The organism is Burkholderia sp. Bp9004 (genome assembly GCF_003858025.1).
GTDB lineage: Bacteria > Pseudomonadota > Gammaproteobacteria > Burkholderiales > Burkholderiaceae > Burkholderia > Burkholderia diffusa.
On record NZ_QTQD01000019.1, the window covers coordinates 59,004 to 83,442 of the forward strand.

The window sequence follows — 24,439 nt, forward strand, 5'->3', positions numbered from 1 at the left end:
CGGGGCCGCGCGTGTCGAGTGGAACGTGATTTTATCACGCGGCGACCGTCGCTTCGGGGCCGCCGTGCATGGCCGAACGGCCGGGAGGGCCGCTCGGAGCGCCGTGCCGCGCCCCCCCGGCGCCGCCGTGCGTCAGTTCTTGGTGCCGAACAGGCGGTCGCCCGCGTCGCCCAGGCCCGGCACGATGTACGCGTGCTCGTTCAGGTGCGAGTCGAGCGATGCGACGAACAGCTTCACGTCCGGGTGCGCGTCCTGGAACACCTGCACGCCCTCGGGCGCGGCGACCAGTGCGACGAACGTGATGTTCGCGGCCGGCACGTTGCGGCGCTTGAGCACGTCGACCGCGTGCACGGCCGAATAGCCGGTCGCGACCATCGGGTCGCACAGGATGAAGATGCGATCCTCGAGATCGGGCAGGCGCACCAGGTATTCGACCGGGCGGTGATCCTCGGCGCGGTACACGCCGATGTGGCCGACGCGCGCGGACGGCACCAGGTCGAGCAGGCCGTCCGACATCCCGATGCCGGCGCGCAGCACGGGCACGATCGCGAGCTTCTTGCCCGCGATCACCGGCGCGTCGACCGCCACGAGCGGGGTTTCGACCCGCTTGGTCGTGATCGGGAGGTTACGGGTGATCTCGTAGCCCATCAGCAGCGTGATCTCGCGCAGCAGTTCGCGGAACGTGCGCGTCGACGTGTCCTTGTCGCGCATGTGGGTCAGCTTGTGCTGGATCAGCGGGTGATCAGTGATGAAGAGATTCGGGAAACGGCTGTCCTGTTTCATGACGGGGTGCCTTGGCGGCAAAAGGGGATCGGGGGCGGCGATGGCGCGAGGCCGGCCGCCGCTTATGGTCGCAATTTTACCAAGGCGCGCCACCTGATCCGGATATTATCGACGTCTCACGACAATCCGCGCGCCGTGTTCGCCCGTTTCCGACCGCTCGCCCGTCCGGCGATGCGGGCAGCTGCGCCGGCGCGCGTCGCCATAAGGGAATCGACGATGGATCTCGGCATCGCAGGAAAGACCGCGCTCGTGTGCGCGGCGAGCAAGGGGCTCGGGCGCGGCTGCGCGGAAGCGCTGGCCGCCGAGGGCGTGAATCTCGTGATCGTCGCGCGCACGCGCGACACGCTGGAGGAAACCGCGGAGGAGATCCGCGCCGGGTCGAACGTGTCGGTCACCGCCGTCGCCTGCGACATCACGACGCCCGACGGCCGCGCGGCCGCGCTCGCCGCCTGCCCGCAGCCGGACATTCTCGTGACGAATGCCGGCGGGCCGCCGCCCGGCGACTTCCGTGATTTCTCGCACGACGACTGGATCCGCGCGCTGGAGTCGAACATGCTGACGCCGATCGAACTGATCCGCGCGACCGTGGACGGGATGATCGGGCGCGGTTTCGGCCGGATCGTCAACATCACGAGTTCGGCCGTGAAGGCGCCGATCGACGTGCTCGCGCTGTCGAACGGTGCACGCTCGGGACTGACCGGCTTCGTCGCGGGGCTGTCGCGCAAGGTCGCGGGGCAGGGCGTGACGATAAACAATCTGCTGCCCGGGCTGTTCGACACCGACCGGATCGCGACGACGCTCGCCGCGTCGGCGAAGGCGCAGGGCGTGACGGTCGACGAGATGCGCGCGCGGCGCGCGAAGGAAATCCCGGCCGGGCGCCTCGGCACGCGTGCCGAATTCGGCGCGGCGTGCGCGTTCCTCTGCAGCGTCCATGCCGGCTACATCACCGGGCAGAACTGGCTGCTCGACGGCGGCGCGTATCCGGGTACGTTCTGACGCGCGCACCGCCATTCACGCATACGACAACAATCGACCCACGAAGGAAACGGAGATGAGCAAACCCCGCATCGCATTGATCGCGCACGACGCGAAGAAGGACGAGATCGTCGCGCTCGCGGGCCAGTACCGCGAGACGCTCGCGCAATGCAGGCTGGTCGGAACGGGCACGACGGGCGGCCGCATCGCCGCCGCGCACGGGCTCGAGGTCGAGCGCAAGCTGTCGGGGCCGCTCGGCGGCGACCTGCAGATCGGTGCGGAACTGGCCGAAGGCCGCGTCGACATCGTCGTGTTCCTGCGTGACCCGATGACCGCGCAGCCGCACGATCCGGACATCACCGCGCTGGTGCGCGCGTGCGACGTGCACGACGTGCCGGTCGCGACGAACGTGGCGACCGCGCGGATGCTGCTCGACGACCTGGCGCGGAACATGCAGGACGTCTGCTAGTCGCCCGCCGGCCTGATTGCCCTTGCTGGTGGCAGGGCCATGCACGCCCGGCGGTGACGCGCGAGAATCGGGCGTCGCGACGCGCACCGCCGCCGGTCCTGTACCGATCGGCACCGGCTGGCGTCGGCGACCCGAATTTCCCCTGACCGATTCAGAAACGAGGAGCGAAACGATGCCGAAAGCAATCCGATACGACCAGCCGGGCGGCCCGGACGTGATGAAGTGGGTCGATGTCGAGGTCGGCGAACCGAAGGCGGGCGAAGTCCGCATCCGGCAGCACGCGGTCGGGCTCAACTACATCGACGTGTATTTCCGCACTGGCCTCTATCCGCAGCCGCTGCCCGGTGGCCTCGGGATGGAGGCGGCGGGCGAGGTGACGGCCGTCGGCGACGGCGTGACCGCGCTCAAGGCGGGCGACCGCGTCGCCTACGTCGGGCAGCCGCCGGGCGCGTACGCGCAGGAGCGCGTGATGCCGGCCGAGCGGCTCGTGAAGCTGCCCGACGGGATCAGCTACGACGACGCGGCATCGGTGATGCTGCAGGGACTGACCGCGCACTACCTGCTGCGCCGCACGTACCCGGTGAAGGCCGGTGACACGATCCTGATCCACGCGGCGGCCGGCGGTGTCGGCCTGCTCGTGTGCCAGTGGGCGAAGGCGCTCGGCGCGACCGTGATCGGGACGGTCGGCTCCGACGAGAAGGCCGCGCTCGCAAAGGCGCACGGCTGCGATCATCCGATCGTCTATACGCGCGAGAACTTCACGCAGCGCGTGAAGGAGATCACGAACGGCGCGGGCGTGCCGGTCGTCTACGACTCGATCGGCAAGGACACCTACATCGGCTCGCTCGACTGCCTCGCGCCGCTCGGTCTGTTCGTCAGCTTCGGCAATGCGTCGGGCCCGCTGCCGCCGATCGACTCGAAGGAGTTCTCGTCGCGCGGCTCGCTGTTCTTCACGCGGCCGACGCTGTTCTCGTACATCGCGAAGCGTGCGGATCTCGAATCCGCGGCCGCCGAGCTGTTCGACGTGATCCTGTCGGGCAAGGTGAAGACGAGCATCAACCAGCGCTATCCGCTCGCGGAAGTCGGCCGCGCGCATGAAGATCTCGAAGCGCGCAAGACGACCGGCTCGACGATCCTCGTTCCCTGACGCATCCCTTCGTGCCGCACCATGCCGGCACGCATCCTGACGGGCGGCGCTGGCCGCCGCCCGTCCCGTCTTCATCCGGCCGCCGTTTCCCACCGCACGCGTTTACGCGTTTTTTATACCGGCCCGATGACCTTTGACCCGACCTTTACGCGCGTTCCCATAAGGTTCTAGTCGTCCGATTTCGACGACGGAGAACAAAAAATGGATGGGGTTTTCATCGGCGCACTGGTGTTGTTCACCGCGCTGATCCTCGGTTTGCTTGCCGGTTGCGAGAAGCTCGTGCAATACGGTCGCGGGGGGCGCGCATGACCTGGATGCTTTGGCTCGCGGGTGCCTCGACGGCCCTGCTGTTCGCGTATCTCGTCTTTGCGCTGCTGCGCGCGGAGGACATCGAATGAACGCGAACAACCTGTTGCAGATACTGCTGTTCATCGTCGTGCTGCTCGCGGCGGCCGTGCCGGTCGCGCGCTACCTGACGGGCGTGATGGACGGCAGTTCGCGCGTCGTGCGCGTGTTCGGGCCGCTCGAGCGCGCGCTGTACCGCATCGCCGGCGTCGACGCCGGCACCGAAATGAACTGGAGGCAGTATGCGATCGCCACGATCGCGTTCAACGCGCTCGGCGCGCTGTTCCTGTACGGTCTGCTGCGCCTGCAGGGCTTGCTGCCCGGCAATCCGCAGCAATTCGGCGCGATGACGGCCGACGGTGCCTTCAACACGGCCGTCAGCTTCGTCACCAACACCAACTGGCAGGACTACACGCCCGAGCAGACCGTCAGCTACCTGACGCAGATGCTCGGCCTGACCGTGCAGAACTTCCTGTCGGCGGCAACGGGCATCGTCGTGGTGATCGCACTGATCCGCGGCTTCGCGCGTCATACCGCGCAGACGATCGGCAACTTCTGGGTCGACCTCACGCGCGTGACGATGTACGTGCTCGTGCCGATGTCGATGATCATCGCCGCGCTGCTGATGAGCCAGGGTGTGATCCAGAACATGAAGGCTTACCAGGACGTGCCGGTGCTGCAGGCGAGCACCTACGCGGCGCCGAAGCTCGACGCGCAGGGCAACCCGGTGAAGGACGACAAGGGCAACCCGGTGACGGTGCCCACGCCGCTCACGAAGCAGACGCTCGCGATGGGCCCGGTCGCGTCGCAGGAAGCGATCAAGATGCTCGGCACCAACGGTGGCGGCTTCTTCAACGCGAACTCGGCGCACCCGTACGAGAACCCGACGCCGTTCTCGAACTTCCTGCAGATCTTCTCGATCCTGATCATCCCGGCCGCGCTGGCCCTCGTGTTCGGCCGGATGATCGGCGACCGCCGGCAGGGCATCGCGGTGCTCGCGGCGATGACGGTTGCGTTCGCGATCGCGATCGGCGTCGAGGTGAGCGCCGAGCAGGCCGGCAACCCGACGCTCGCCGCGCTGCACGCCGACCAGTCGACGAGCGCGCTCCAGCCGGGCGGCAACATGGAAGGCAAGGAAACGCGCTTCGGCGTCGCGCAGACCGGCATCTTCACGGTCGCGACGACGGCCGCGTCGTGCGGCGCGGTCGACACGATGCACGATTCGCTGACGCCGCTCGGCGGTCTCGTGCCGATGCTGCTGATGCAGCTCGGCGAGGTGATCTACGGCGGTGTCGGTTCCGGCCTCTACGGGATGCTCGTGTTCGCGCTGCTCGCGGTGTTCGTCGCCGGCCTGATGATCGGCCGCACGCCGGAATACGTCGGCAAGAAGATCGAGTCGTACGAGATGAAAATGGTGTCGATCGTCGTGCTGCTCACGCCGCTGCTCGTGCTGATCGGCACGTCGATCGCCGTGCTCGCCGATGCGGGCCGTGCCGGCATCGCGAACCCGGGCCCGCACGGCTTCTCGGAAATCCTGTACGCGTTCAGCTCGGCCGCGAACAACAACGGCAGCGCGTTCGCGGGCCTGACGGTCGGCACGCCCTTCTACAACTGGATGACCGCGATCGCGATGTGGTTCGGCCGCTTCGGCACGATCGTGCCGGTGCTGGCGATCGCCGGCTCGCTCGCCGCGAAGAAGCGCATCGCGGTGACGAGCGGCACGCTGCCGACGCATGGCCCGCTGTTCGTCGTGCTGCTGCTCGGCACCGTGATGCTGGTGGGCGCGCTGACCTACGTGCCGGCGCTCGCGCTCGGCCCCGGCGTCGAGCATCTGATGATGTGGCTGGGCGCGTGATGCGCGTCCGCATGGCGACACCTTGCAAAGACTGAAGAGATTGAAGAGATCGCAATGACTCAACATTCCGCAACACGGTCCATGTTCGATCCGGCGCTGCTGCGCCCGGCGATCGTGGATTCGTTCAAGAAACTCACGCCGCGCACGCAGTTCCGCAACCCGGTGATGTTCTGCGTGTACGTCGGCAGCATCCTGACCACGATCCTGTGGATCGCGGCGCTCGCCGGCCAGGCCGAGGCGCCGGCGGGCTTCATCCTCGCGATCGCGCTGTGGCTGTGGTTCACGGTGCTGTTCGCGAACTTCGCCGAGGCGCTCGCCGAAGGGCGCTCGAAGGCGCAGGCGGCATCGCTGCGCAGCGCGAAGAAGGACGTGATGGCGAAGAAGCTCAACGAGCCGCATCCGAAGTCGCCGATCCGCATCATGACCGCGTCGGACCTGCGTCGTGGCGACGTCGTGCTGGTCGAGGCCGGCGACGTGATCCCGGCCGACGGCGAAGTCGTCGAGGGCGTCGCATCGGTCGACGAATCGGCGATCACCGGCGAATCCGCGCCGGTGATCCGCGAATCGGGCGGCGACTTCTCGTCGGTGACGGGCGGCACGCGCGTGCTGTCCGACTGGATCGTCGTGAAGGTCACCGCGAACCCCGGCGAGGCGTTCCTCGACCGGATGATCGCGATGGTCGAAGGCGCGAAGCGCAAGAAGACGCCGAACGAGGTCGCGCTGACGATCCTGCTCGTCGCGCTGACGATCGTGATGCTGCTCGCGACCGCGACGCTGCTGCCGTTCTCGATGTTCTCGGTCGAGGCGATGAAGGCCGGCCACGTGGTGACGATCACCGTGCTCGTTGCGCTGCTCGTGTGTCTGATCCCGACGACGATCGGCGGGCTGCTGTCGGCGATCGGCGTGGCCGGGATGAGCCGGATGATGCAGGCGAACGTGATCGCGACGTCGGGCCGCGCGGTCGAAGCGGCCGGCGACGTCGACGTGCTGCTGCTCGACAAGACCGGCACGATCACGCTCGGCAACCGCCAGGCGTCGATGTTCGTGCCCGCGCCGGGCGTGACCGAGGAAGCGCTGGCCGACGCCGCGCAGCTGTCGTCGCTCGCCGACGAAACGCCGGAGGGCCGCAGCATCGTCGTGCTCGCGAAGGAACGCTTCAACATCCGCCAGCGCGACATGGCGCAACTGCATGCGACGTTCATCGGCTTCTCCGCGCAGACGCGGATGAGCGGTGTCGATCTGCCCGGTCGTGAAATCCGCAAGGGCGCGGCCGATGCGATCCGCCGCTACGTCGAGACGCACGGCAGCCGCTTCCCGGAAGAGGTGCGCCGCGCGGTCGACGACGTCGCGCGCCGCGGCAGCACGCCGCTCGTCGTGGCCGACCTGCATGACGGCGTGGCGCGTGTGCTCGGCGTGATCGAGCTGAAGGACATCGTGAAGGGCGGCATCAAGGAGCGCTTCGCGGAACTGCGCAAGATGGGCATCAAGACCGTGATGGTGACGGGCGACAACAGGCTCACCGCCGCGGCGATCGCGGCGGAAGCGGGCGTCGACGACTTCCTCGCGGAAGCGACGCCGGAAACCAAGCTGGCGACGATCCGCGAGCACCAGGCGGCGGGGCGCCTCGTCGCGATGACGGGCGACGGCACCAACGACGCACCGGCGCTCGCGCAGGCCGACGTGGCGGTCGCGATGAACACCGGCACGCAGGCGGCGAAGGAAGCCGGCAACATGGTCGACCTCGACTCGAACCCGACGAAGCTGATCGAGATCGTCGAGATCGGCAAGCAGATGCTGATGACGCGCGGCTCGCTGACCACGTTCTCGATCGCGAACGACATCGCGAAGTACTTCGCGATCATCCCGGCCGCGTTCGTGACGACGTACCCGCAACTGCGCGTGCTCGACATCATGCATCTGACGTCCCCGGCGTCGGCGATCCTGTCGGCGGTGATCTTCAACGCGCTGATCATCGTCGCGCTGATCCCGCTCGCGCTGAAGGGCGTCACCTACCGGCCGCTCGGCGCCGCGTCGCTGCTGCGCCGCAACCTGCTGGTGTACGGCCTCGGCGGCGTGCTGCTGCCGTTCCCGTTCATCAAGCTGATCGACATGACGCTCGCCGCGCTCGGCTGGGCCTGATGCGCCGTACCTGAAGGAAGAACCATCATGAAATCGTTGATTCGCCCGCTCGTCGTGATCTTCGTCGTACTGACCGTCGTGACGGGTCTCGCCTACCCGGCCGTGATGACCGTGTTCGGCCAGGCCGTGTTCCCGTCGCAGGCGAACGGCAGCCTGATCGAGAAGGACGGCAAGGCGGTCGGCTCCGCGCTGATCGGCCAGCCGTTCGATGCGCCGAAGTACTTCTGGGGCCGGCTGTCGGCCACGTCGCCGATGCCGTACAACGCGACCGGCTCCGGCGGCTCGAACCTCGGCCCGCTGAACCCGTCGCTGGCCGACCAGGTGAAGGCGCGCATCGCCGCGTTGCGCGACGCGGGCACCGACATCTCGAAGCCCGTGCCCGTCGACCTCGTGACGGCGTCGGCGAGCGGCCTCGATCCGGAGATCACACCGGCCGCCGCCGCGTACCAGGTCGAGCGCGTCGCGAAGGCGCGCAACCTGACGGCCGATGCGGTTGCGCAACTCGTCGCCGCGAACACGACGGGCCGCCAGTTCGGCGTGCTCGGCGAGCCGCGCGTGAACGTGCTGAAGCTGAATCTCGCGCTCGACGCGGCCCAGGCCGCGCACTGAGCGTATGCGACAACCAGCGTCCGGCGCGGCCCGATCCGCGTCGGACGGCTTTTCCGACGGCGCATGCGCCGTCTTTGCCTTTTGCGGCGATTTGGAACAACAATGACGGTACTCGTTCGCAATCCCGCGCTTCGCCTTCCTGACGCATGAACCGCCCCGATCCCGACCAACTCCTCGACAAGCTGCAGCGAGACGAAGAAAAGCAGCGGCGCGGCCAGCTCAAGATCTTCTTCGGCGCGTCCGCCGGCGTCGGCAAGACCTACGCGATGCTGCAGGCCGCGCGCCAGCGGCTGCAGGATGGCGTCGACGTCGTCGTCGGCATCGTCGAGACCCACGGCCGCGGCGAAACCGCCGCGCTGCTCGACGGCCTCGACGTGCTGCCGCTCGCGCGCATCGACTATCGCGGCCGCACGCTCGCCGAATTCGATCTCGACGGCGCGCTCGCGCGTGCGCCGCAACTGATCCTCGTCGACGAACTCGCGCATTCGAACGTGCAGGGCGCGCGTCACCTGAAGCGCTGGCAGGACGTCTACGAACTGCTCGACGCGGGCATCGACGTGTACACCACCGTCAACGTCCAGCATCTCGAAAGCCTGAACGACGTGGTCGGCGCGATCACCGGCATCCGCGTGTGGGAGACCGTGCCCGACCGCGTGTTCGACGCGGCCGACGAGGTCACGCTGGTCGACCTGCCGGCCGAGGAACTGCTCGCGCGGATGCGCGACGGCAAGGTGTATCTCGCGCAGCAGGCCGAGCGCGCGGTGCGCAATTTCTTCCGCAAGGGCAACCTGATCGCGCTGCGCGAACTGGCGCTGCGGCGCACGGCAGACCGCGTCGACGCGCAGATGCGCGAATACCGCGCCGACCGTTCGATTCAGCGCATCTGGCAGGCGCGCGAGCGGCTGCTCGTGTGCGTCGGGCCCGGCCCCGAGGCGCCGACGCTCGTGCGCGCGGCCGCGCGGCTCGCCGCGAGCCTGAAGGCCGACTGGATCGCCGTCTATGTGGAGACGCCGCGCCTGCAGCGGCTGCCCGACGCGCGGCGGCAGCGCACGCTCGACGCGCTGAAGCTCGCGGTCGAGCTCGGCGCGGAGACGGCCACGCTCGCCGGCGACGACGCGGTCGCCGCGCTGATCGGCTATGCGAAGGTGCGCAACGTGTCGAAGCTCGTCGCGGGCGGCTCGCCGAAGGTCGGGCTCGCGCGCCGCTTCGCGCGGCCATTCGGCGAAAAGCTCGCCGAGCGCGCAGGCGACGTCGACCTGATGCTGATCCGCGCGTCGGCGAGCGACGAAGTGCGCGCGGCGCCGCTCGACGCGCGCGCACGCGACTGGCGCGACGCGTTCGCGCAATTCGGCATGCGGCGTTCGCCGCCGCGTCACTACCTGTACGCGGCCGCGATCTGCGCGGCGATCACCGGCGTCGCGAGCATCGTGTCCGAGCGGCTCGACCTGACGAACCTCGTGATGCTGTACCTGCTCGGCGTCGTGTTCTCGGCCGTGCGGCTCGGGCGTGGCCCGGGCGTGCTGCAGTCGTTCCTGTCGGTCGCAGCGTTCGATTTCTTCTTCGTGCCGCCGCGCATGTCGTTCTCGGTCAGCGACACGCAGTACTTGCTGACCTTCTTCGGGATGCTGCTGACGTCGCTCGTGATCAGCCACCTGACGTCGACGCTGACGCGCCAGGCGAGCATCGCGCAGCGCCGCGAGCGCCGCACCGGCGCGATCTACGCGATGGCGCGCGAGCTCGGCGCGGCGTTGACGACCGAGCAGATCGTCGAGATCGGCAGCCGCCACGTGGGCGAGGTGTTCCGCGCGCGCGTGGCGTTCCTGCTCCCCGACAGCGCGGACAAGGTGCGGCAGAAGATCGAGGAGCCCGATGCGGCCGTCACGCTGACGGGCGCCGATCTCGACAGCGACGTCGGCCAGTGGGTGTACGACCAGCAGAAGCCGGCCGGCCGCGGCACCGACACGCTGCCCGCGACCGCCGCGCTGTACCTGCCGCTGAAGGCGCCGATGCGCACGCGCGGCGTGCTCGCGGTCGCGTCGCGCGACCCGCGTGAGCTCGAGGTGCCCGAGCAGCTGCGGATGCTCGATGCGTTCGCCGCGCAGATCGCGCTCGCGCTCGAGCGCGTGCATTACGTCGAGATCGCGCGCGACGCGCTCGTCAACATGGAGTCCGAGCGGCTGCGCAACTCGCTGCTGTCGGCGATCTCGCACGATCTGCGCACGCCGCTCACGACGATCGTCGGCTTCTCGTCGATGCTCGCGAACGGGCGCGCGGCCGCGCAGGGCGGCGACGCGGCGGCAGCCGAACGTTTCGCGCAGCGCGAGGGCGAACTCGTCGACGCGATCCACGACGAGGCGCTGCGGATGACGGGCATCGTCACGAACCTGCTCGACATGGCGCGGCTGCAGGCCGGCAGCCTGCAGCTCAAGCGCCAGTGGTCGCTGCTCGAGGAAACCGTCGGCGCCGCGCTCGCCGCGTGCAAGCGCGTGCTCGCGCGGCATCCCGCGCGCGTATCGCTGCCGGCCGACCTGCCGCTCCTGCAGATGGACGCGGTGCTGATGGAGCGGCTGTTCACCAACCTGTTCGAGAACGCGGCGAAGTACACGCCGCCCGATACGTCGATCGACATCGGCGCCGAGCGCGTGACCGACGACGGCCAGCCGTTCGTGCGCGTGCACGTCGACGATCACGGCCCGGGCCTGCCGGCCGGCATGGAAACGCGGATCTTCGACAAGTTCACGCGCGGCGAGAAGGAATCGGCGACGCCGGGCATCGGGCTCGGCCTCGCGATCTGCCGCGCGATCGTCGAGGCGCATGGCGGTAAAATCGGCGCGCTCAACCGTACCGCGCCCGACGGCCGCGTGACGGGCGCGCGCTTCTGGTTCACGCTGCCGGTCGACACGCCGCCGGCCGTACCTGCCGTACCCGACGACGAAATCGACGTGCCCGGCGCATCGTCCCCCTCCGAGCCATTGCCAGACCATGAGTGAACCGAGCCTGACCGTCGTCCTGATCGAGGACGAGAAACAGATCCGCCGCTTCGTGCGCGCCGCGCTCGAAGAGGAGGACATCGCCGTGTTCGAGGCGGAGACGGGCAAGCAGGGGCTGATCGACGCGGCGACCCGCAAGCCCGATCTCGTGATCGTCGATCTCGGCCTGCCCGACACCGACGGCCTCGACGTGATCCGCGAGCTGCGCGGCTGGTCCGAGGTGCCGGTGATCGTGCTGTCCGCGCGCACGCAGGAGGAGGAGAAGGTCGCCGCGCTCGACGCGGGCGCAGATGACTACCTGACCAAGCCGTTCGGCGTGTCCGAACTGCGCGCGCGGATCCGTGCGCAACTGCGCCGGCGCAACCAGGGCGGTGCGAACGAATCGCCGAAGGTGGGCTTCGGCGGCGTGACCGTCGATCTCGCGCTGCGCCAGGTGTGGCGCGACGGCGAGATCGTGCACCTGACGCCGCTCGAATACCGGCTGCTCGCGACGCTCGTGCGGCATGCGGGGCGCGTGCTCACGCACCGTCAACTGTTGCGCGACGTATGGGGGCCGTCGCACGTCGAGAGCCATCACTATCTGCGGATCTACATGGCGCATCTGCGCCAGAAGCTCGAGCGCGATCCCGCGCAGCCCGAGCACATCATTACCGAAACGGGCGTCGGCTACCGGCTCGTCGGCGCTGCGTGACGTCCGCGGCATGCCGCGTGATGCGGCCCGAATGCAAGGCCGCACGCCGGTGAAGTTGCATCGGCGCGACATTGCGGCCGCATGCGCCGGCCGCGCACACCGGCCACGGATTCCCCGCTATGCTGATCGTTCCGCGAACGAAACCGAGGAGCGTGCCATGTCCGTCCGTCTCGTCGTCATCAGTGCGCTGGCGCTTGCCGCGCCCGGCGCGTTCGCGCAGCCGCTGCCGCCCGGGCAGCAGCCTTCGGCCCCGCAGCAGGCGCTGGCCAATCCGGCGTCAGTCAATTGCGAAAAGCTCGGCGGCCGCCACGTGATCCGCAACCTGCCGAGCGGGCAGGTCGGCATGTGCGTGTTCAAGGACGGCCGCGTGTGCGACGAATGGGCGTTGTACCGCGACGACCGCTGCATCGGCGGTGGCGGCGCCAAGCGCGTGTCGAACTGAGACCGGGCGCGGCAGGGCGGGCGTGGCCGCGCAATGCGCTGGCCCGCCCCCGTTCATCCCCGTTCGCCCCCGCGGCCGGTGCATCCGGCATGCCTGTAAGCGTCTTGTTATACTCGGCGCCGCCCGGGGACGACCCCGGGTCATTCGCTTCAACGGGGACGGCCCCATCCGATCCGGAGTACGTCGAGATGGCATGGGTATTGTTGTTGATTGCCGGTTTGCTGGAAGTGGCCTGGGCGGCCGGCATGAAATCGTCCGAGGGTTTCACGAAGCTCGGACCGTCGGTGTTTACGATCGTGACGGCGCTCGCCAGCTTCGGGCTGCTCGCGGTCGCGATGCGCCAGTTGCCGCTCGGCACCGCGTATGCGGTGTGGACGGGCGTCGGCGCGGTTGGCGCGTTCGTGTTCGGGATCGTGATGATGGGCGAGGCGCTCACCGCCGCCCGCGTCGCGAGCGCGTCGCTGATCGTGCTCGGGCTGGTCGGCCTGAAGCTGTCGTCGGCTGCCTGACGCCGACGCGCCGGGCGCCGGCCGGCGTCCGCGCCCGGCCGTGACGCACTGCGGAATTGCGGCGGCCCTCCTGCCAGCCTGTCTATAATGGAACGGATTCGGGCCTGAATGTCGCCGTGCCGTTCTCGGCACGCGGCGCCGGTCGCCACGCGCCGCGCGGCCGGTCGTACCGACTCGATCCGATCAATCGGCAAAGCGCACGGAAAAGTGCAAGGAGAGGGCCATGATCGAAGCCATTTCGCTCGGCGCGGGGCTCGCATGGGCGAGCGGGCTGCGCCTTTACCTGACGGTGCTGATCGCCGGCGTGCTCGCGCGGGTCGGCTGGCTCCATCTGCCGGACACGCTCGCGGTCCTGATGTCGCCGTGGGTCATCGGCGCCGCCGCCGTGCTCGCCGTCACCGAATTCCTTGCCGACAAGATTCCCGCGTTCGATTCGCTGTGGGACGCGGTGCACACCTTCATCCGCATTCCGGCCGGCGCGGTGCTGGCCGCCGGTGCGCTCGGCCATGCCGACCCGACCGTGCTCGCGGTCGCCGGGCTGGCCGGCGGTTCGCTCGCCGGTGCCGCCCACGTCGCGAAGGCCGGCACGCGCGCGCTGATCAACCTGTCTCCCGAGCCGATCTCGAACTGGGTCGCGTCGTCCACCGAGGACGGCCTCGTGTTCGGCGGCCTCGCACTCGCGTTCTTCGTTCCGCTCGCGTTCCTCGTCCTGCTCGCGGCGTTCATCGCGGCGTCGGCCTGGGCGCTGCCGCGTCTGTGGCGCGGCGTGTCGGGCGGCTTTCGCGGGATGGCGAACCACATGGTGTCGCGGCTCAATTCGATCGGGGGCAAGCGCGATTGAAGGCGCCGTCACCCGTCGAGCGGCAGCACGCTGACCCGTCGCCGGCCGGGCGGCCCGGCCATGCCGGCCGCTTCGGCCTGCACGACCTGATTCGCCAGGCCGCGCGGATGACCGCGCGCGACTGGCGCGCCGGCGAACTGACGCTGCTCGTGCTGGCGCTGGTGCTCGCGGTCGCCGCGCTGACGAGCGTCGGCTTCCTCGCCGACCGGCTGCGCCAGGGGCTCGAGCGCGACGCGCGCCAGATGCTCGGCGCCGATTTCGTCGTGCGCGCCGACCATCCCGTCGATCCGTCGTTCGACCGCGAGGCGCGCGCACTCGGGCTGCGTACCGCGACGACCGCGATCTTCCCGAGCATGATCGCATCGGCCGCCGGCGGGCAGGCGAGCGACGCGGCGCCGGCGCGCCTCGCGGCGGTGAAGGCCGTCTCGCCCGGGTATCCGCTGCGCGGCGCGGTCGAGATCGTGCCGGCCGGCACGACCGTCGCGCACAAGGCGACCGCGATCCCCGCGCCAGGTACCGTGTGGGCCGATCCCGCGCTGCTCGACGCATTGCATCTGAAGGCGGGGGACACCGTGCGTGTCGGGCTGCGCACGTTCACGGTGGCCGCGTCGATCTCCCGCGAACTCGATCGCGGTTTCTCGTTCGTCAATTTCTCGCCGCGGCTGATGATGCGCGCGGACGAACTCGCCGCGACGGGGCTCACCGGTTACGGCAGCCGTGTCACGTACCGGCTGCTCGTGGCCGGCGACACACCGGCCGTCGCGCGCTTCGAGGCCTACGCGCACGCGCGCGTCGACGGCGGCAAGCTGCGCGGCGTCGGTCTCGAATCGTTGCAGGAAGGCCAGCCGCAGGTGCGCCAGACGCTCGATCGCGCGCGCCACTTCCTGACGCTCGTCGCGCTCCTCACCGCGCTGCTCGCGGCGGTCGCGATCGCGATGGCCGCGCAGCGCTACATGCGGCGCCATCTGGACGGCTGCGCGACGATGCGCTGCCTCGGCGTGAGCCGCCGCACGCTCGGCGCGCTGTTCGCGCTCGAATTCGCCGGCATCGGCATCGTCTCGGGCGTCGCCGGCGCGGTGCTCGGCTACGCTGGCCACTGGGCGCTCCTTGCGGCGCTCGGCAGCCTGATCGACGTCGTGCTGCCGCCGCCCACGCCTTGGCCCGCGCTCGTCGGGATCGGCGCTGCGCTCGTGCTGCTGCTCGGCTTCGCGCTGCCGCCGCTTGCACCGCTCACCCGCGTGACGCCGGTGCGCGTGCTGCGGCGCGACTGGGGCGACGCGTCGCGCACGGCCTGGGCCTTGTACGCGCTCGGTGTCGTGCTGTTCGCGGGGCTGCTGATCGTCGCGGCAGGCAACCTGAAGCTCGGGCTGATCGTCGCGGGCGGGTTCGCGGGCGCCTTGGTCGGCTTCTCGCTGATCGCGCGGCTCGCGCTGTACGCGGCGGCGCGCGCGGTGCGCGATGCGCGCGTGGCAGCGGGCGTCGGCTGGCGCTATGCGCTCGCGTCGCTGCACCGGCGCGGCACGGCCAGCGCGCTGCAGATCACCGCGCTCGCGCTGGGCCTGATGTGCCTGCTGCTGATCGCGATCACGCGCAACGACCTCGTCGCGGGCTGGCGGCAGTCGACGCCGCCCGATGCGCCGAACCAGTTCCTGATCGACATCCAGCCCGACCAGCGCGACGACGTCGCGGCATGGCTCGCCGCGCACGGCGTACGCGACGCGGTGCCCGCGCCGATGGTGCGCGGCCGGCTCGTCGCGATCAACGGCAAGCCGGTGAACCCGGACGCATATCCGTCGGACGAGGCGCGCCGGCTCGTCGACCGCGAGTTCAACCTGTCGTATACGACCGAGCTGCCGTCGGACAACCGGATCGTCGCCGGCGACTGGTTCGGCCGTTCGGCCAGCCCGCAGATCTCGATCGAGGCCGGGCTCGCGAAGACGCTGAACGTGAAGCCGGGCGACACGCTGCGCTTCGACGTGACGGGGCTGACGGTCGATGCGCCGATCACCAGCGTGCGCAAGCTCGACTGGGGCTCGTTCCGCGTCAACTTTTTCGTGCTGATGCCGCCGCCCGTGCTGAAGGATTTCCCGGCCGTCTACCTGACGAGCTTCCACCTGCCGGCCGAGCAGGCGGCGCTGCTCGATCCGCTGATCGCGCGCTACCCGAACCTGACCGCGATCGACGTTGCACCGATCCTCGCTCAGTTGCAGCGGATGATGCTGCAAGTGGTCGGCGCGGTGCAGTTCCTGTTTGCGTTCACGCTCGCGGCGGGTGTGCTCGTGCTGTACACGGCGCTCGCCGGCTCGCGCGACGAGCGCGTGCGCGAGGCTGCGCTGCTGCGCGCGCTCGGCGCGTCGCGCGCGCAAATCAATGCCGTGCAGCGCGCGGAATTCATCGTCGTCGGCGCGCTGGCCGGCGCGCTGGCGTCGGCCGGTGCGATCGCGGTCGGCTGGGTGCTCGCGTCGCGCGTGTTCGACTTCCGGCTCGCCGTCGATCCGTGGCTCGTGCCGGCCGGCATCGCGGCCGGCGTCGCGTGTGCCGGTGCGGCCGGCTGGCTGAGCCTGCATAATGTGTTGCGGCGCCCGGCGCTGCAGTCGCTGCGCGACGCCTGAGCGTCGCCGGCGGCCCCGACTATCCCGTTTCCGATTATCCGTATGACCGATGTGAATGATGAGGCGCCGTCGCAACCGACGGCGTTCGAGCTCGTGGGCGGCGAAGCCCGCGTGCGCGAAATGGTGGACCGCTTTTACGACCTGATGGACCTCGAGCCCGAGTTCGCGGAGATTCGCGCGCTGCATCCGGCGTCGCTCGACGGCTCGCGCGACAAGCTGTTCTGGTTCCTGTGCGGCTGGCTTGGCGGCCCCGATCACTACATCAGCCGGTTCGGCCATCCGCGGCTGCGCGCGCGGCACCTGCCGTTCCCGATCGCGTCGGTCGAGCGCGATCAGTGGCTGCGCTGCATGGCGTGGGCGATGGAGGACATCGGGTTGGCCGAGCCGCTGCGCGAACGGCTCATGCATTCGTTCTACGACACGGCCGACTGGATGCGCAACCGGCCCGGTTGATCGACCGGTACGCCGCTGTCCGGACGCCGGACGATCTGCGTCTGGGCGCCTGGCCCGTGCGGCGCGACACTGACCGCTTCCCCATCGATACGAGGTTCGCCCGATGACGACCCACGCACTGTTTCGTGAAGATGCCTATCTGACGCAATGCGAGGCCGTCGTCGCGGCCGTCGGCGACGACGGCATCCGCCTCGACCGCACCGTGTTCTATCCGCTTGGCGGCGGGCAGGCCGGCGACAGCGGCACGCTGACGCTGCCCGACGGCAGCACGATCACGATCGCCGACACGCGCAAGGCGAAGTTCGACGGTGCAACGCCCGACGATGCCGTGCACGTGCCCGCGAAGGGCCAGGAAGCGCGCGTCGCGGCGCTCGCCACCGGCGCGCGCGTGGTCGCGGACATCGACTGGCTGCGCCGCTACCGGCACATGCGGCTGCATACGGCCGCGCACCTGATGTGCGCGGTGCTGCCTTACCCGGTCGACGGCTGCAGCGTGACAGCCGACTACGTGCGGCTCGATTTCGCGACGTCGGACGCGATCGACCGCGTCGACGTCGAGCGCCGTCTCGCGGCGCTGGTCCACGGCGCGCATGCGGTCACCACCGAATGGATCACCGACGCCGAGATGGCCGAGCGGCCCGACCTCGTGCGCACGATGAGCGTGAAGCCGCCGATGGGGCTGGGCCGCGTGCGGCTGCTGCGCATCGAAGGCGTCGATCTGCAGCCGTGCGGCGGCACGCATGTGCGCAATACGTCGGAAATCGGCGACCTGCGGGTCGCCAAACTTGAAAAGAAGAGCGCGCGGACACGGCGCCTCGTACTGGAGTTTGCATGACGGTCGAAAACCTGACGGACAGTGCCGCGGCGCTCGATCCGCAAGCGCGCGAGATTCTCGATTTCTGGTTCGGCGAGCCGGGTTCGGTCGAGTTCGGCCACGCGCGCAAGGTGTGGTTCAACGGCGGTGCGGCGTTCGACGAGGTACTGCGGACGCGCTACGGCGCCTTGCTCGACGCCGCGTGCGACGGCGCCCACGATCAATGGGCCGACACGCCGCTCGGCGCGCTCGCGCTGATCGTGGTGCTCGACCAGTTCTCGCGCAACATTCATCGCGGCACGCCGCGTGCGTTCGCCGCCGATTCGAAGGCGCTGGCGCTCGCGCGGCGCGTCGTCGCGGCCGGGTGGGACACGCAATTGCCGAGCGGCCATCACCGCGCCTTTGCGTACCTGCCGTTCGAACATGACGAGTCGGACGAGAGCCAGCGCGAGGCAGTGCGCCTTTGCGCGGGCATTCGCGGCGAGGCCGGGTGCGAGAGCTATCACCACTTCGCGTTGCGTCATGCGGCCGTGGTCGAGCGCTTCGGTCGTTTTCCGCACCGGAACGCGATTCTCGGCCGTGTGTCGACCGATGCGGAGACAGCATTCCTGCGCGAGCCGGGCTCGTCGTTCTGACGTGCGGGGCGGTGGGGCGGCGGGCGTGGAAGCGCGCTTGAGCGCCGCTTGCCTGGCCTCCCGGAAATGAGGACGGCGCCGTTTCGCGGCGCCGCCTTGCATTACTGCGTTTCGTGCTCTTCGGGGGTGCGCACGTAGACGCGCAGCAGTTCCTCGTCGTCGCCCGGGCGAGCGCCGGTCCAGAACAGTTTCCAGTCGCTGCCCGGCGCCGGATCGACCGACCGCACGCCCTGGACGATCATCCACGTGCAGCGTGTCGTCTTCGCGTCGTCGATCGGCGTGTGCTGGATACCGGAGAAGTAGTACAGCATCGGCGCTTCCGATTCCCCGAGCCCGTGCAGGCTCGCCATGCAGTCGCCGTCGCCCCATTTGAGGGCGAGATGCGCGTTCAGGTCGTCGAATACCGACCGGTAACTCTTCGCCACGTCGAGCCACGGCAGCAACAGCGTATACACGAGGCCCCACGCAACCACAGCACCCGCGCCCCACGACAGCGCGCCGCGCCAGAGGCCGGTCGTGCGCAGCTTCGGCAGCAGCCACAGCCAGCCGGCCGTCAACACGAGCGCGCCGACCACGAGCCCGGGCACGATCGGCATCGTCCAGTCGAGCGGCAGCCATCGGCCGAGCGGCGCGAGGCCTGCACGCGATGCACCCGGATCGGCCATTACTGCCCAGATCCCCCACGCGAGCGCGACGACGGTGCCGAACAGCAGGCGGCTCAGGTAATCCCATGCAAGATGCAGCCCGCGCGGCAGGCGCTCGATCGCCTGTGCGGCAACCAGCGCGAGCGGCGCGAAGAACGGCAGGATGTAGAGCTGGCGCGAGGTCGCGGACACTTGCAGCACCGCGAGGCCAATCCCGGCGAACAGGACGGGCAGCGCGATGCGCGGCGTGCGCCACTCGCGCCATGCGCCGCGTGCCAGCGCGACGATCGCGAGCGGCGCGACCGGGAAGCCGAGCAGCAGGAACGCACGCAGGATGAAGAACGGCTTGTCGTTTTCCGCGCCGAGTTCCGGCACCGAGAAACCGAAGAAGCGGCCGACGTTGTTGTCCCAGAACCAGGTCATGAACAGCGTCTCGGAACGCAGGAACAGCGCGGTCGGCCAGATGAGCGCGAACGGTGCGAACACGAGCGCGGCGACGCCGAGCGAGCGCGCGAACGCACGTGTACGGCAGGCAGGGTAGAGCACCAGCGCGCCCGTGAGCGTGGCCGCGAACACGAGTGGCACGAACAGACCCTTTGCCATCAGCGCGATGCCGACGCCCGCGCCGAAGATCGGCGCGGCCCAGCGGCCGGACGGCCGCACCGGCAGCCCATGCCGCATCTGGCGCGCGCGCGCGACATGCTGCATCACGAGCTCGAGCAGGCCGCAGAAGCCCATCGCGGTGCCCGCGAACAGCGCGACGTCCGTCATCATGTCATGCACGTGCTTGACGACGACGAGCGTGCTCGCGCTCAGCACGACGGGGCCGATCACGCGCAGGTCGAGCCAGCTGTCGGCCCGGCTGGCACTGCGTGCCGCGCGTGCGATGAAACCGAACGCGAGCGCTGCGAACAGCGCGCTCGCGAGCCGTGCCGCGTCGTGCAGCGGCATCACCCGCTGCAGCAGCCACGCGAGGCTCGTCGCGACCCACGCGTAAAGCGGCGGCTTTTCCATGAACGGCTGGCCGGCGTTGGTCGGCACGACGAAGTCGCCCGTCTCGAGCATGTGCTGGATGATGCCGAACGTATAGGTTTCGTCCTGCTTCCACGGATCGTGGCCGAGCACGCCCGGCAGCGTGTACGCGCAGACCAGCGCGGCAACCAGCAGCCAGACGCGCCAGCCGAGCCGGACGACGCGATCGCCGGCGGCGTCCGTCGCGGCGGTGCCGGCCACGGCAGGCGTGCCGGCGGCATGGAGCGTCGCGCTGAGGTCGGGGTCGGCGGCTGATCGGGCGTGCGTGGCCGAAGCGGGCACGGACGTGCGTCGCCGGCGGCCGGGCGCTGCGGTTCCTGGCATGGAAAAGATCTCGGTCGGGTCAAGCTGGTCCGGCGACATGGGCCGGACCCAGTAAGGGTCGCATCAAGGCGAGATGACAGCCGGATGACCGGCTGTTTTTGGCTTGGCGCTAGTAAAGCACGGAACTGTTACGGATGTTTACTGAAATGGTCACGATATTGTGGAGATTTGTGGTGTCGTGACCACGGACCGCTTCAGCCGGTCCGTTTTTCCGCCTTCTGGGGCGCGATTACCGGCCGCCGCCGACGTCGAGCAGGGCGCCCGTCGTGTATGACGCCGTGTCGCCGAGCAGCCAGACGATCGCTTCCGCGATCTCTTGGGCCTCGCCCGCACGGCCGAGCGGGGTCTGCGCGCCGAGGCGTGCTGCGCGGCCGGGCTGGCCGCCGCTCGCATGGATATCCGTCTCGATGAGGCCGGGCCGCACCGCGTTGACGCGCACGCCGTGCGGCCCGAGTTCCTTCGCGAGGCCGATCGTCAGCGAATCGACCGCGCCCTTCGAGCCCGCGTAGTCGACGTACTCGTTCGGCGAACCGAGCCGCGACGCGATCGACGACACGTTGACGATCGCGCCGCCGTGCCCGCCGCGATCGGTGGACAGCCGGCGCGCGGCTTCGCGCGCACACAGGTAGGCGCCGAGCACGTTGGTATCGAACATCCGCCGCAGCCGGTCGACCGGCATGTCGGCGAGCGGCATCGACGGCGCGACGATCCCTGCATTGTTGACGAGTGCGTCGAGGCGACCGAACGCCGCCGCCACGGTGTCGAACATCGCGATGACGTCCGCTTCGTTCGCGACGTCGCCGGCCACGACGCACGCGCGAGCGCCGGCGTCGCGAACGGCTTGCGCGGTCAGTTCGGCTGCCGCCGCGTCGCGTGCGTAGTTGATGCCGACGTCCCAGCCGCGCTCGGCCGCGAGCACGGCGGTCGCGCGGCCGATGCCGCGGCTCGCGCCGGTGATGAGGACGGCCTTGCGCTCGGACGACGGTGCGGGCATCGCGTGCGACTCCCGATAAACGTTACTTGGCTGCGTCCGGCGCCCACTTGTCACGGACGGGCGGCTGGTAGCGGCGCAGCTGTTCGATCAGCGCGACCGGTTCGGCGTCGATGCACAACGCGTCGAAGTAGGTCGGGCGCATGAAGCCTTCGTCGACCGTATGGCGCAGCAGCGCGATCAGCGGATCGTAGAACGAATCGATGTTGTACAGCGCGACGGGCTTGCGGTGATAGCCGAGCTGCGCCCACGTATAGACCTCGAAGAATTCCTCGAGCGTGCCGGCGCCGCCGGGCATCGCGACGAACGCATCCGCGAGGTCGGCCATCATCTTCTTGCGGTGGTGCATGTCGGGCACGACGTGCAGTTCGGACAGCCCGGTGTGGCCGACTTCCTTGTCGACCAGCAACTCGGGGATCACACCGACCACATGGCCGCCGGCAGCCATCACTTCATCGGCGATCACGCCCATCAGGCCGACGCGGCCGCCGCCGTAGACGAGCGTGAGGCCCGCATCGACGAGCGCGCGGCCGAACGCGCGTGCGGCGTCCGCATAGACGGGCCGCACGCCGGACGACGAGCCGCAGTAAACACAGACTGCCTTCATTGTTTCGTATCCTTCGCGGCGGGCTTGGCGGCGACCGGGCTGCCCGCCGGGCGCGACGAACCGTCGCGCGGCGGCAGGTAGTCGGTGAACTGGCGCTTGGGCAGCTTGCCGGAGACGAGATCGTCGAACAGCTGGCGCGAACGGCCGCGCAGGTACGGGGCCATGACCGAGATCACATGCATGCTCACCTGGTGCAGCTCTTCGCGGATCGCGTCCTGGTCGTTGTATTTGCGCGGGTGCATCACGTACTGATACGACAGCCAGTACGTCGAGATCACGGCCATGTTGGTGGCGATGACCTCGATCTCGGCGGGCGTCGCGACCATTTCGGCGTCGGACACGAGCAGCTCGCACATGTCGTGCGCGAAGCGCACCTTGTGGCTGATGATCTGCTTGAAGTGCGTCTCGAGCGTGCGGTTGCGCGCGAGCAGGTCGTTGAGGTCGCGATACAGGAACCGGTAGGTCCACATGAAGTCGGCCATGTACTGCAGGTACGACCAGGTTTCGTCGATCGTCGGACGGTGATCTTCGGGAAAGCGCAGCCGTCGTTCGATCTGCTGCTCGAACTGCGCGAAGATGCTGTTGATGATGTCGTCCTTGTTGCGGAAATGGTAGTACAGGTTGCCTGGACTGATTTCCATTTCCTCGGCGATCGTCGTGGTCGTGACGTTCGGCTCGCCGATCTCGTTGAAGAGTTTCAACGACAACTCGAGAATCCGTTCGCGGGTGCGGCGGGGAGGTTTCGCTTCCATGTCGTCCGGCCCTGTGTGTGCCGGACTGGCGGGCGCTGCAATCGATGCTGCGAGATTCGTCCGGCGCGGGTTGCTGTTCTAAGTCTAGCGGACGATTATAAACCGCTGTTTCCTGACAACGGGCGCATTTCGTGATCGCGGCGCGTTCCCCGCGCATGGTGCACCGCCGCACGGCGGCGATGCCGCGGATGCCGCTAGAAGCCGAGCCAGCGTGCGATCACCGGGCCGAGCACGAAGCCCCACGTCGTCACGCATGCGAACAGCGCGACCGTGACCGCCGCGCTGCCGAGATCCTTCGCGCGCTTCGACAATTCGTGGCGCTCGAGCGAGATGCGATCGATCGCGGCCTCGACGCTCGAGTTCAGCAGCTCGACGATCAGCACGAGCAGCACCGACGCGATCAGCAGCGCGCGCGATGCGGCGGGGACCGGCGAGAACGCACCGATCGGCAGCATCAGCGCGGCGAGCGTGAGCTCCTGGCGAAACGCGCTCTCCTCGCGGATCGCGACGCGAAACCCGTTCAGCGAATGCTTGAGCGCGTACCACGCACGCGTGATGCCGCGGTGGCGCTTGTACGGGTTCGGCGGCAGCGGCGCGAGCCGATCGTCGGGACCGAGCGGTTCGTGCGGGTGCACGTCCGCGTCGGCGTGCGGCTCTTCTTCGTCGAACGGACGATGTGGTTGCGCCGTCGTGGCAGGGGGCGGGGTCTTGTCGTTCAGGTCTCGTTTCAAACGGCGGCACCTTCGGCGGGCGAGTACGCAGTCTTCGGCAGCGGTTTCAGATGCGACGCGAACTGCTCGGACGCCGCGCGCCACGAAAAGCGCTCGGCCCACGCGCGGGCAGTCTCGCGTTCGATCTTGAGCGCCTCGAGGCAGGCTTCCTGCAGGTCTTCGTGCATCGCGCCGGCATCGCCCCCGCCGAGCACGTCGATCGGGCCCGTGACCGGGTACGCGGCGACCGGCGTGCCACACGCGAGCGCCTCCAGCAGCACGAGGCCGAACGTGTCGGTGCGACTCGGGAACACGAACACGTCGGCCGCAGCATACACCTTGGCGAGCTCGGCTTGCGACAGGACGCCGAGATAGTTCGCTTCCGGATAGCGCGATTTCAGCTCGGCGAGCGCCGGACCTTCGCCCGCGACCCACTTCGAGCCGGGCAGGTCGAGGCGCAGGAATGCCTCGACGTTCTTCTCGATCGCGACGCGGCCCACGTACAGGAAGATCGGCCGCGCGGTATTGAGCACCTTCGACTCCATCGGCCGGAAGATGTCGAGGTCGACGCCGCGCGTCCACAGCACGACGTTCGTGAAGCCGAACTTCTCGAGGTCCTGCTTCACGACCGGGGTCGGCGCCATCACCGCGAGCGACGGCGCGTGGAACCAGTGCAGGAACTTGTAGGTCGCCGACAGCGGAATGCCGAAGCGCGCCTGCACGTATTCAGGAAAGCGCGTGTGGTACGCGGTCGTGTACGGCAGCTTGCGTGCGCGCGCATAGCGTCGCGCGGCGAGGCCGAGCGGGCCTTCGGTCGCGATGTGCAGCGCGTCGGGTGCGAACGCATCGATCCGGGCGCGCAGCTTGCGGTACGGCAGAATCGACAGGCGGATCTCGGGGTAGGTCGGGCAGGGCACCGTGCGGAATTCCAGCGGCGTCAGCATTTCGACCCGGTGGCCGAGCGCGGTGAGTTCGCGGGAGGTGCTCTTCAGCGTGCGCACGACGCCGTTGACCTGCGGTTCCCACGCGTCGGTGACGATCATGATCTTCATCGCGGCATGTGTCCTGTA

General features: G+C 69.1%; 23 protein-coding genes. 16 read left to right on the forward strand and 7 right to left on the reverse strand.

The features are described from left to right. Nucleotides 1-132: 132 nt before the first annotated feature. Entirely contained in the window at nt 133-783 is a 651-nt protein-coding gene (upp, locus tag DIE08_RS20885) for a uracil phosphoribosyltransferase (RefSeq protein ID WP_011657517.1), read from the reverse strand. 216 nt (nt 784-999) lie between these two features. Here upp and DIE08_RS20890 point away from each other — a divergent pair, with 216 nt between their 5' ends. The 16 genes from DIE08_RS20890 (at nt 1,000) to DIE08_RS20965 (ending at nt 18,309) form a co-directional block, all read left to right on the forward strand. Beyond that, entirely contained in the window at nt 1,000-1,779 is a 780-nt protein-coding gene (locus DIE08_RS20890; RefSeq protein ID WP_059600397.1) for an SDR family oxidoreductase, read from the forward strand. Between the two features lie 55 nt (nt 1,780-1,834). After that, nucleotides 1,835-2,227 (forward strand): methylglyoxal synthase, encoded by a 393-nt coding sequence (locus DIE08_RS20895; protein ID WP_059533273.1) that lies wholly within the window; start codon nt 1,835-1,837, stop codon nt 2,225-2,227. 172 nt (nt 2,228-2,399) lie between these two features. Then, a complete protein-coding gene (locus DIE08_RS20900) occupies nt 2,400-3,374 on the forward strand; it encodes a quinone oxidoreductase (protein ID WP_124626835.1) in 975 nt (324 codons plus the stop codon). A gap of 305 nt (nt 3,375-3,679) precedes the next feature. Further along, a complete protein-coding gene (kdpF, locus tag DIE08_RS20905) occupies nt 3,680-3,772 on the forward strand; it encodes a K(+)-transporting ATPase subunit F (RefSeq protein ID WP_006752209.1) in 93 nt (30 codons plus the stop codon). Next, on the forward strand, nt 3,769-5,574 hold the full coding sequence (kdpA, locus tag DIE08_RS20910; protein WP_124903365.1) for a potassium-transporting ATPase subunit KdpA: 1,806 nt from the start codon (nt 3,769-3,771) through the stop codon (nt 5,572-5,574). The genes kdpF and kdpA overlap by 4 nt, the downstream gene beginning before the upstream one ends. A 54-nt stretch (nt 5,575-5,628) precedes the next feature. Then, the gene (gene kdpB, locus DIE08_RS20915) at nt 5,629-7,713 is read left to right on the forward strand and encodes a potassium-transporting ATPase subunit KdpB (protein WP_059600400.1); all 2,085 of its coding nucleotides are present in this window, start codon (nt 5,629-5,631) and stop codon (nt 7,711-7,713) included. 27 nt (nt 7,714-7,740) lie between these two features. Then, nucleotides 7,741-8,322, forward strand: a complete 582-nt coding sequence (gene kdpC / locus DIE08_RS20920) for a potassium-transporting ATPase subunit KdpC (protein WP_124903367.1) — start codon at nt 7,741-7,743, stop codon at nt 8,320-8,322. Between the two features lie 146 nt (nt 8,323-8,468). Further along, a complete protein-coding gene (locus tag DIE08_RS20925) occupies nt 8,469-11,312 on the forward strand; it encodes a sensor histidine kinase KdpD (protein WP_124626844.1) in 2,844 nt (947 codons plus the stop codon). Beyond that, on the forward strand, nt 11,305-12,003 hold the full coding sequence (gene kdpE / locus DIE08_RS20930) for a two-component system response regulator KdpE (protein WP_124626846.1): 699 nt from the start codon (nt 11,305-11,307) through the stop codon (nt 12,001-12,003). The genes DIE08_RS20925 and kdpE overlap by 8 nt, the downstream gene beginning before the upstream one ends. 157 nt (nt 12,004-12,160) lie before the next feature. Further along, on the forward strand, nt 12,161-12,445 hold the full coding sequence (locus DIE08_RS20935; protein ID WP_059689393.1) for a DUF333 domain-containing protein: 285 nt from the start codon (nt 12,161-12,163) through the stop codon (nt 12,443-12,445). Between the two features lie 188 nt (nt 12,446-12,633). After that, on the forward strand, nt 12,634-12,954 hold the full coding sequence (sugE, locus tag DIE08_RS20940) for a quaternary ammonium compound efflux SMR transporter SugE (RefSeq protein ID WP_124903369.1): 321 nt from the start codon (nt 12,634-12,636) through the stop codon (nt 12,952-12,954). A 223-nt stretch (nt 12,955-13,177) separates the two neighbouring features. Next, a complete protein-coding gene (locus DIE08_RS20945; RefSeq protein ID WP_059600405.1) occupies nt 13,178-13,795 on the forward strand; it encodes a DUF4126 domain-containing protein in 618 nt (205 codons plus the stop codon). Between the two features lie 107 nt (nt 13,796-13,902). Further along, a complete protein-coding gene (locus DIE08_RS20950; protein ID WP_124903423.1) occupies nt 13,903-16,407 on the forward strand; it encodes an ABC transporter permease in 2,505 nt (834 codons plus the stop codon). Nucleotides 16,408-16,449: 42 nt separating this feature from the next. Further along, nucleotides 16,450-16,860, forward strand: a complete 411-nt coding sequence (locus DIE08_RS20955; protein WP_059533253.1) for a group II truncated hemoglobin — start codon at nt 16,450-16,452, stop codon at nt 16,858-16,860. A gap of 103 nt (nt 16,861-16,963) precedes the next feature. Further along, entirely contained in the window at nt 16,964-17,695 is a 732-nt protein-coding gene (locus DIE08_RS20960; RefSeq protein WP_124903371.1) for an alanyl-tRNA editing protein, read from the forward strand. Then, nucleotides 17,692-18,309, forward strand: coding sequence for a DUF924 family protein (locus DIE08_RS20965; protein ID WP_124903373.1), 618 nt, complete (start codon nt 17,692-17,694; stop codon nt 18,307-18,309). The genes DIE08_RS20960 and DIE08_RS20965 overlap by 4 nt, the downstream gene beginning before the upstream one ends. A 101-nt stretch (nt 18,310-18,410) precedes the next feature. Here the strand turns inward: DIE08_RS20965 and DIE08_RS20970 are convergent, their stop codons facing one another. The 6 genes from DIE08_RS20970 to DIE08_RS20995 form a co-directional block, all read right to left on the reverse strand. Beyond that, nucleotides 18,411-20,309, reverse strand: a complete 1,899-nt coding sequence (locus DIE08_RS20970; RefSeq protein ID WP_124903375.1) for a glycosyltransferase family 39 protein — start codon at nt 20,307-20,309, stop codon at nt 18,411-18,413. A gap of 229 nt (nt 20,310-20,538) precedes the next feature. After that, complete coding sequence (locus DIE08_RS20975; RefSeq protein ID WP_059680579.1) at nt 20,539-21,303, reverse strand: SDR family oxidoreductase; 765 nt, start codon at nt 21,301-21,303, stop codon at nt 20,539-20,541. A gap of 22 nt (nt 21,304-21,325) precedes the next feature. After that, the gene (locus tag DIE08_RS20980) at nt 21,326-21,907 is read right to left on the reverse strand and encodes a TIGR00730 family Rossman fold protein (protein ID WP_059600411.1); all 582 of its coding nucleotides are present in this window, start codon (nt 21,905-21,907) and stop codon (nt 21,326-21,328) included. Further along, a complete protein-coding gene (locus tag DIE08_RS20985; protein WP_124903377.1) occupies nt 21,904-22,659 on the reverse strand; it encodes a TetR/AcrR family transcriptional regulator in 756 nt (251 codons plus the stop codon). Before DIE08_RS20985 ends, DIE08_RS20980 begins: the two co-directional genes overlap by 4 nt. 194 nt (nt 22,660-22,853) lie before the next feature. Next, nucleotides 22,854-23,390: a diacylglycerol kinase gene (locus DIE08_RS20990; RefSeq protein ID WP_059600413.1), complete on the reverse strand. Its 537-nt coding sequence runs from the start codon at nt 23,388-23,390 to the stop codon at nt 22,854-22,856. After that, on the reverse strand, nt 23,387-24,421 hold the full coding sequence (locus tag DIE08_RS20995) for a glycosyltransferase family 1 protein (RefSeq protein ID WP_059600414.1): 1,035 nt from the start codon (nt 24,419-24,421) through the stop codon (nt 23,387-23,389). The genes DIE08_RS20990 and DIE08_RS20995 overlap by 4 nt, the downstream gene beginning before the upstream one ends. Between the last annotated feature and the right edge of the window lie 18 nt (nt 24,422-24,439).

Coding starts and splice junctions, on each gene's coding strand:
- upp (WP_011657517.1), bottom strand. CDS start 783: ATGAAACAGGACAGCCGTTTCCCGAATCTCTTCATCACTGATCACCCG.
- DIE08_RS20890 (WP_059600397.1), top strand. CDS start 1,000: ATGGATCTCGGCATCGCAGGAAAGACCGCGCTCGTGTGCGCGGCGAGC.
- DIE08_RS20895 (WP_059533273.1), top strand. CDS start 1,835: ATGAGCAAACCCCGCATCGCATTGATCGCGCACGACGCGAAGAAGGAC.
- DIE08_RS20900 (WP_124626835.1), top strand. CDS start 2,400: ATGCCGAAAGCAATCCGATACGACCAGCCGGGCGGCCCGGACGTGATG.
- kdpF (WP_006752209.1), top strand. CDS start 3,680: ATGACCTGGATGCTTTGGCTCGCGGGTGCCTCGACGGCCCTGCTGTTC.
- kdpA (WP_124903365.1), top strand. CDS start 3,769: ATGAACGCGAACAACCTGTTGCAGATACTGCTGTTCATCGTCGTGCTG.
- kdpB (WP_059600400.1), top strand. CDS start 5,629: ATGACTCAACATTCCGCAACACGGTCCATGTTCGATCCGGCGCTGCTG.
- kdpC (WP_124903367.1), top strand. CDS start 7,741: ATGAAATCGTTGATTCGCCCGCTCGTCGTGATCTTCGTCGTACTGACC.
- DIE08_RS20925 (WP_124626844.1), top strand. CDS start 8,469: ATGAACCGCCCCGATCCCGACCAACTCCTCGACAAGCTGCAGCGAGAC.
- kdpE (WP_124626846.1), top strand. CDS start 11,305: ATGAGTGAACCGAGCCTGACCGTCGTCCTGATCGAGGACGAGAAACAG.
- DIE08_RS20935 (WP_059689393.1), top strand. CDS start 12,161: ATGTCCGTCCGTCTCGTCGTCATCAGTGCGCTGGCGCTTGCCGCGCCC.
- sugE (WP_124903369.1), top strand. CDS start 12,634: ATGGCATGGGTATTGTTGTTGATTGCCGGTTTGCTGGAAGTGGCCTGG.
- DIE08_RS20945 (WP_059600405.1), top strand. CDS start 13,178: ATGATCGAAGCCATTTCGCTCGGCGCGGGGCTCGCATGGGCGAGCGGG.
- DIE08_RS20950 (WP_124903423.1), top strand. CDS start 13,903: ATGACCGCGCGCGACTGGCGCGCCGGCGAACTGACGCTGCTCGTGCTG.
- DIE08_RS20955 (WP_059533253.1), top strand. CDS start 16,450: ATGACCGATGTGAATGATGAGGCGCCGTCGCAACCGACGGCGTTCGAG.
- DIE08_RS20960 (WP_124903371.1), top strand. CDS start 16,964: ATGACGACCCACGCACTGTTTCGTGAAGATGCCTATCTGACGCAATGC.
- DIE08_RS20965 (WP_124903373.1), top strand. CDS start 17,692: ATGACGGTCGAAAACCTGACGGACAGTGCCGCGGCGCTCGATCCGCAA.
- DIE08_RS20970 (WP_124903375.1), bottom strand. CDS start 20,309: ATGCCAGGAACCGCAGCGCCCGGCCGCCGGCGACGCACGTCCGTGCCC.
- DIE08_RS20975 (WP_059680579.1), bottom strand. CDS start 21,303: ATGCCCGCACCGTCGTCCGAGCGCAAGGCCGTCCTCATCACCGGCGCG.
- DIE08_RS20980 (WP_059600411.1), bottom strand. CDS start 21,907: ATGAAGGCAGTCTGTGTTTACTGCGGCTCGTCGTCCGGCGTGCGGCCC.
- DIE08_RS20985 (WP_124903377.1), bottom strand. CDS start 22,659: ATGGAAGCGAAACCTCCCCGCCGCACCCGCGAACGGATTCTCGAGTTG.
- DIE08_RS20995 (WP_059600414.1), bottom strand. CDS start 24,421: ATGAAGATCATGATCGTCACCGACGCGTGGGAACCGCAGGTCAACGGC.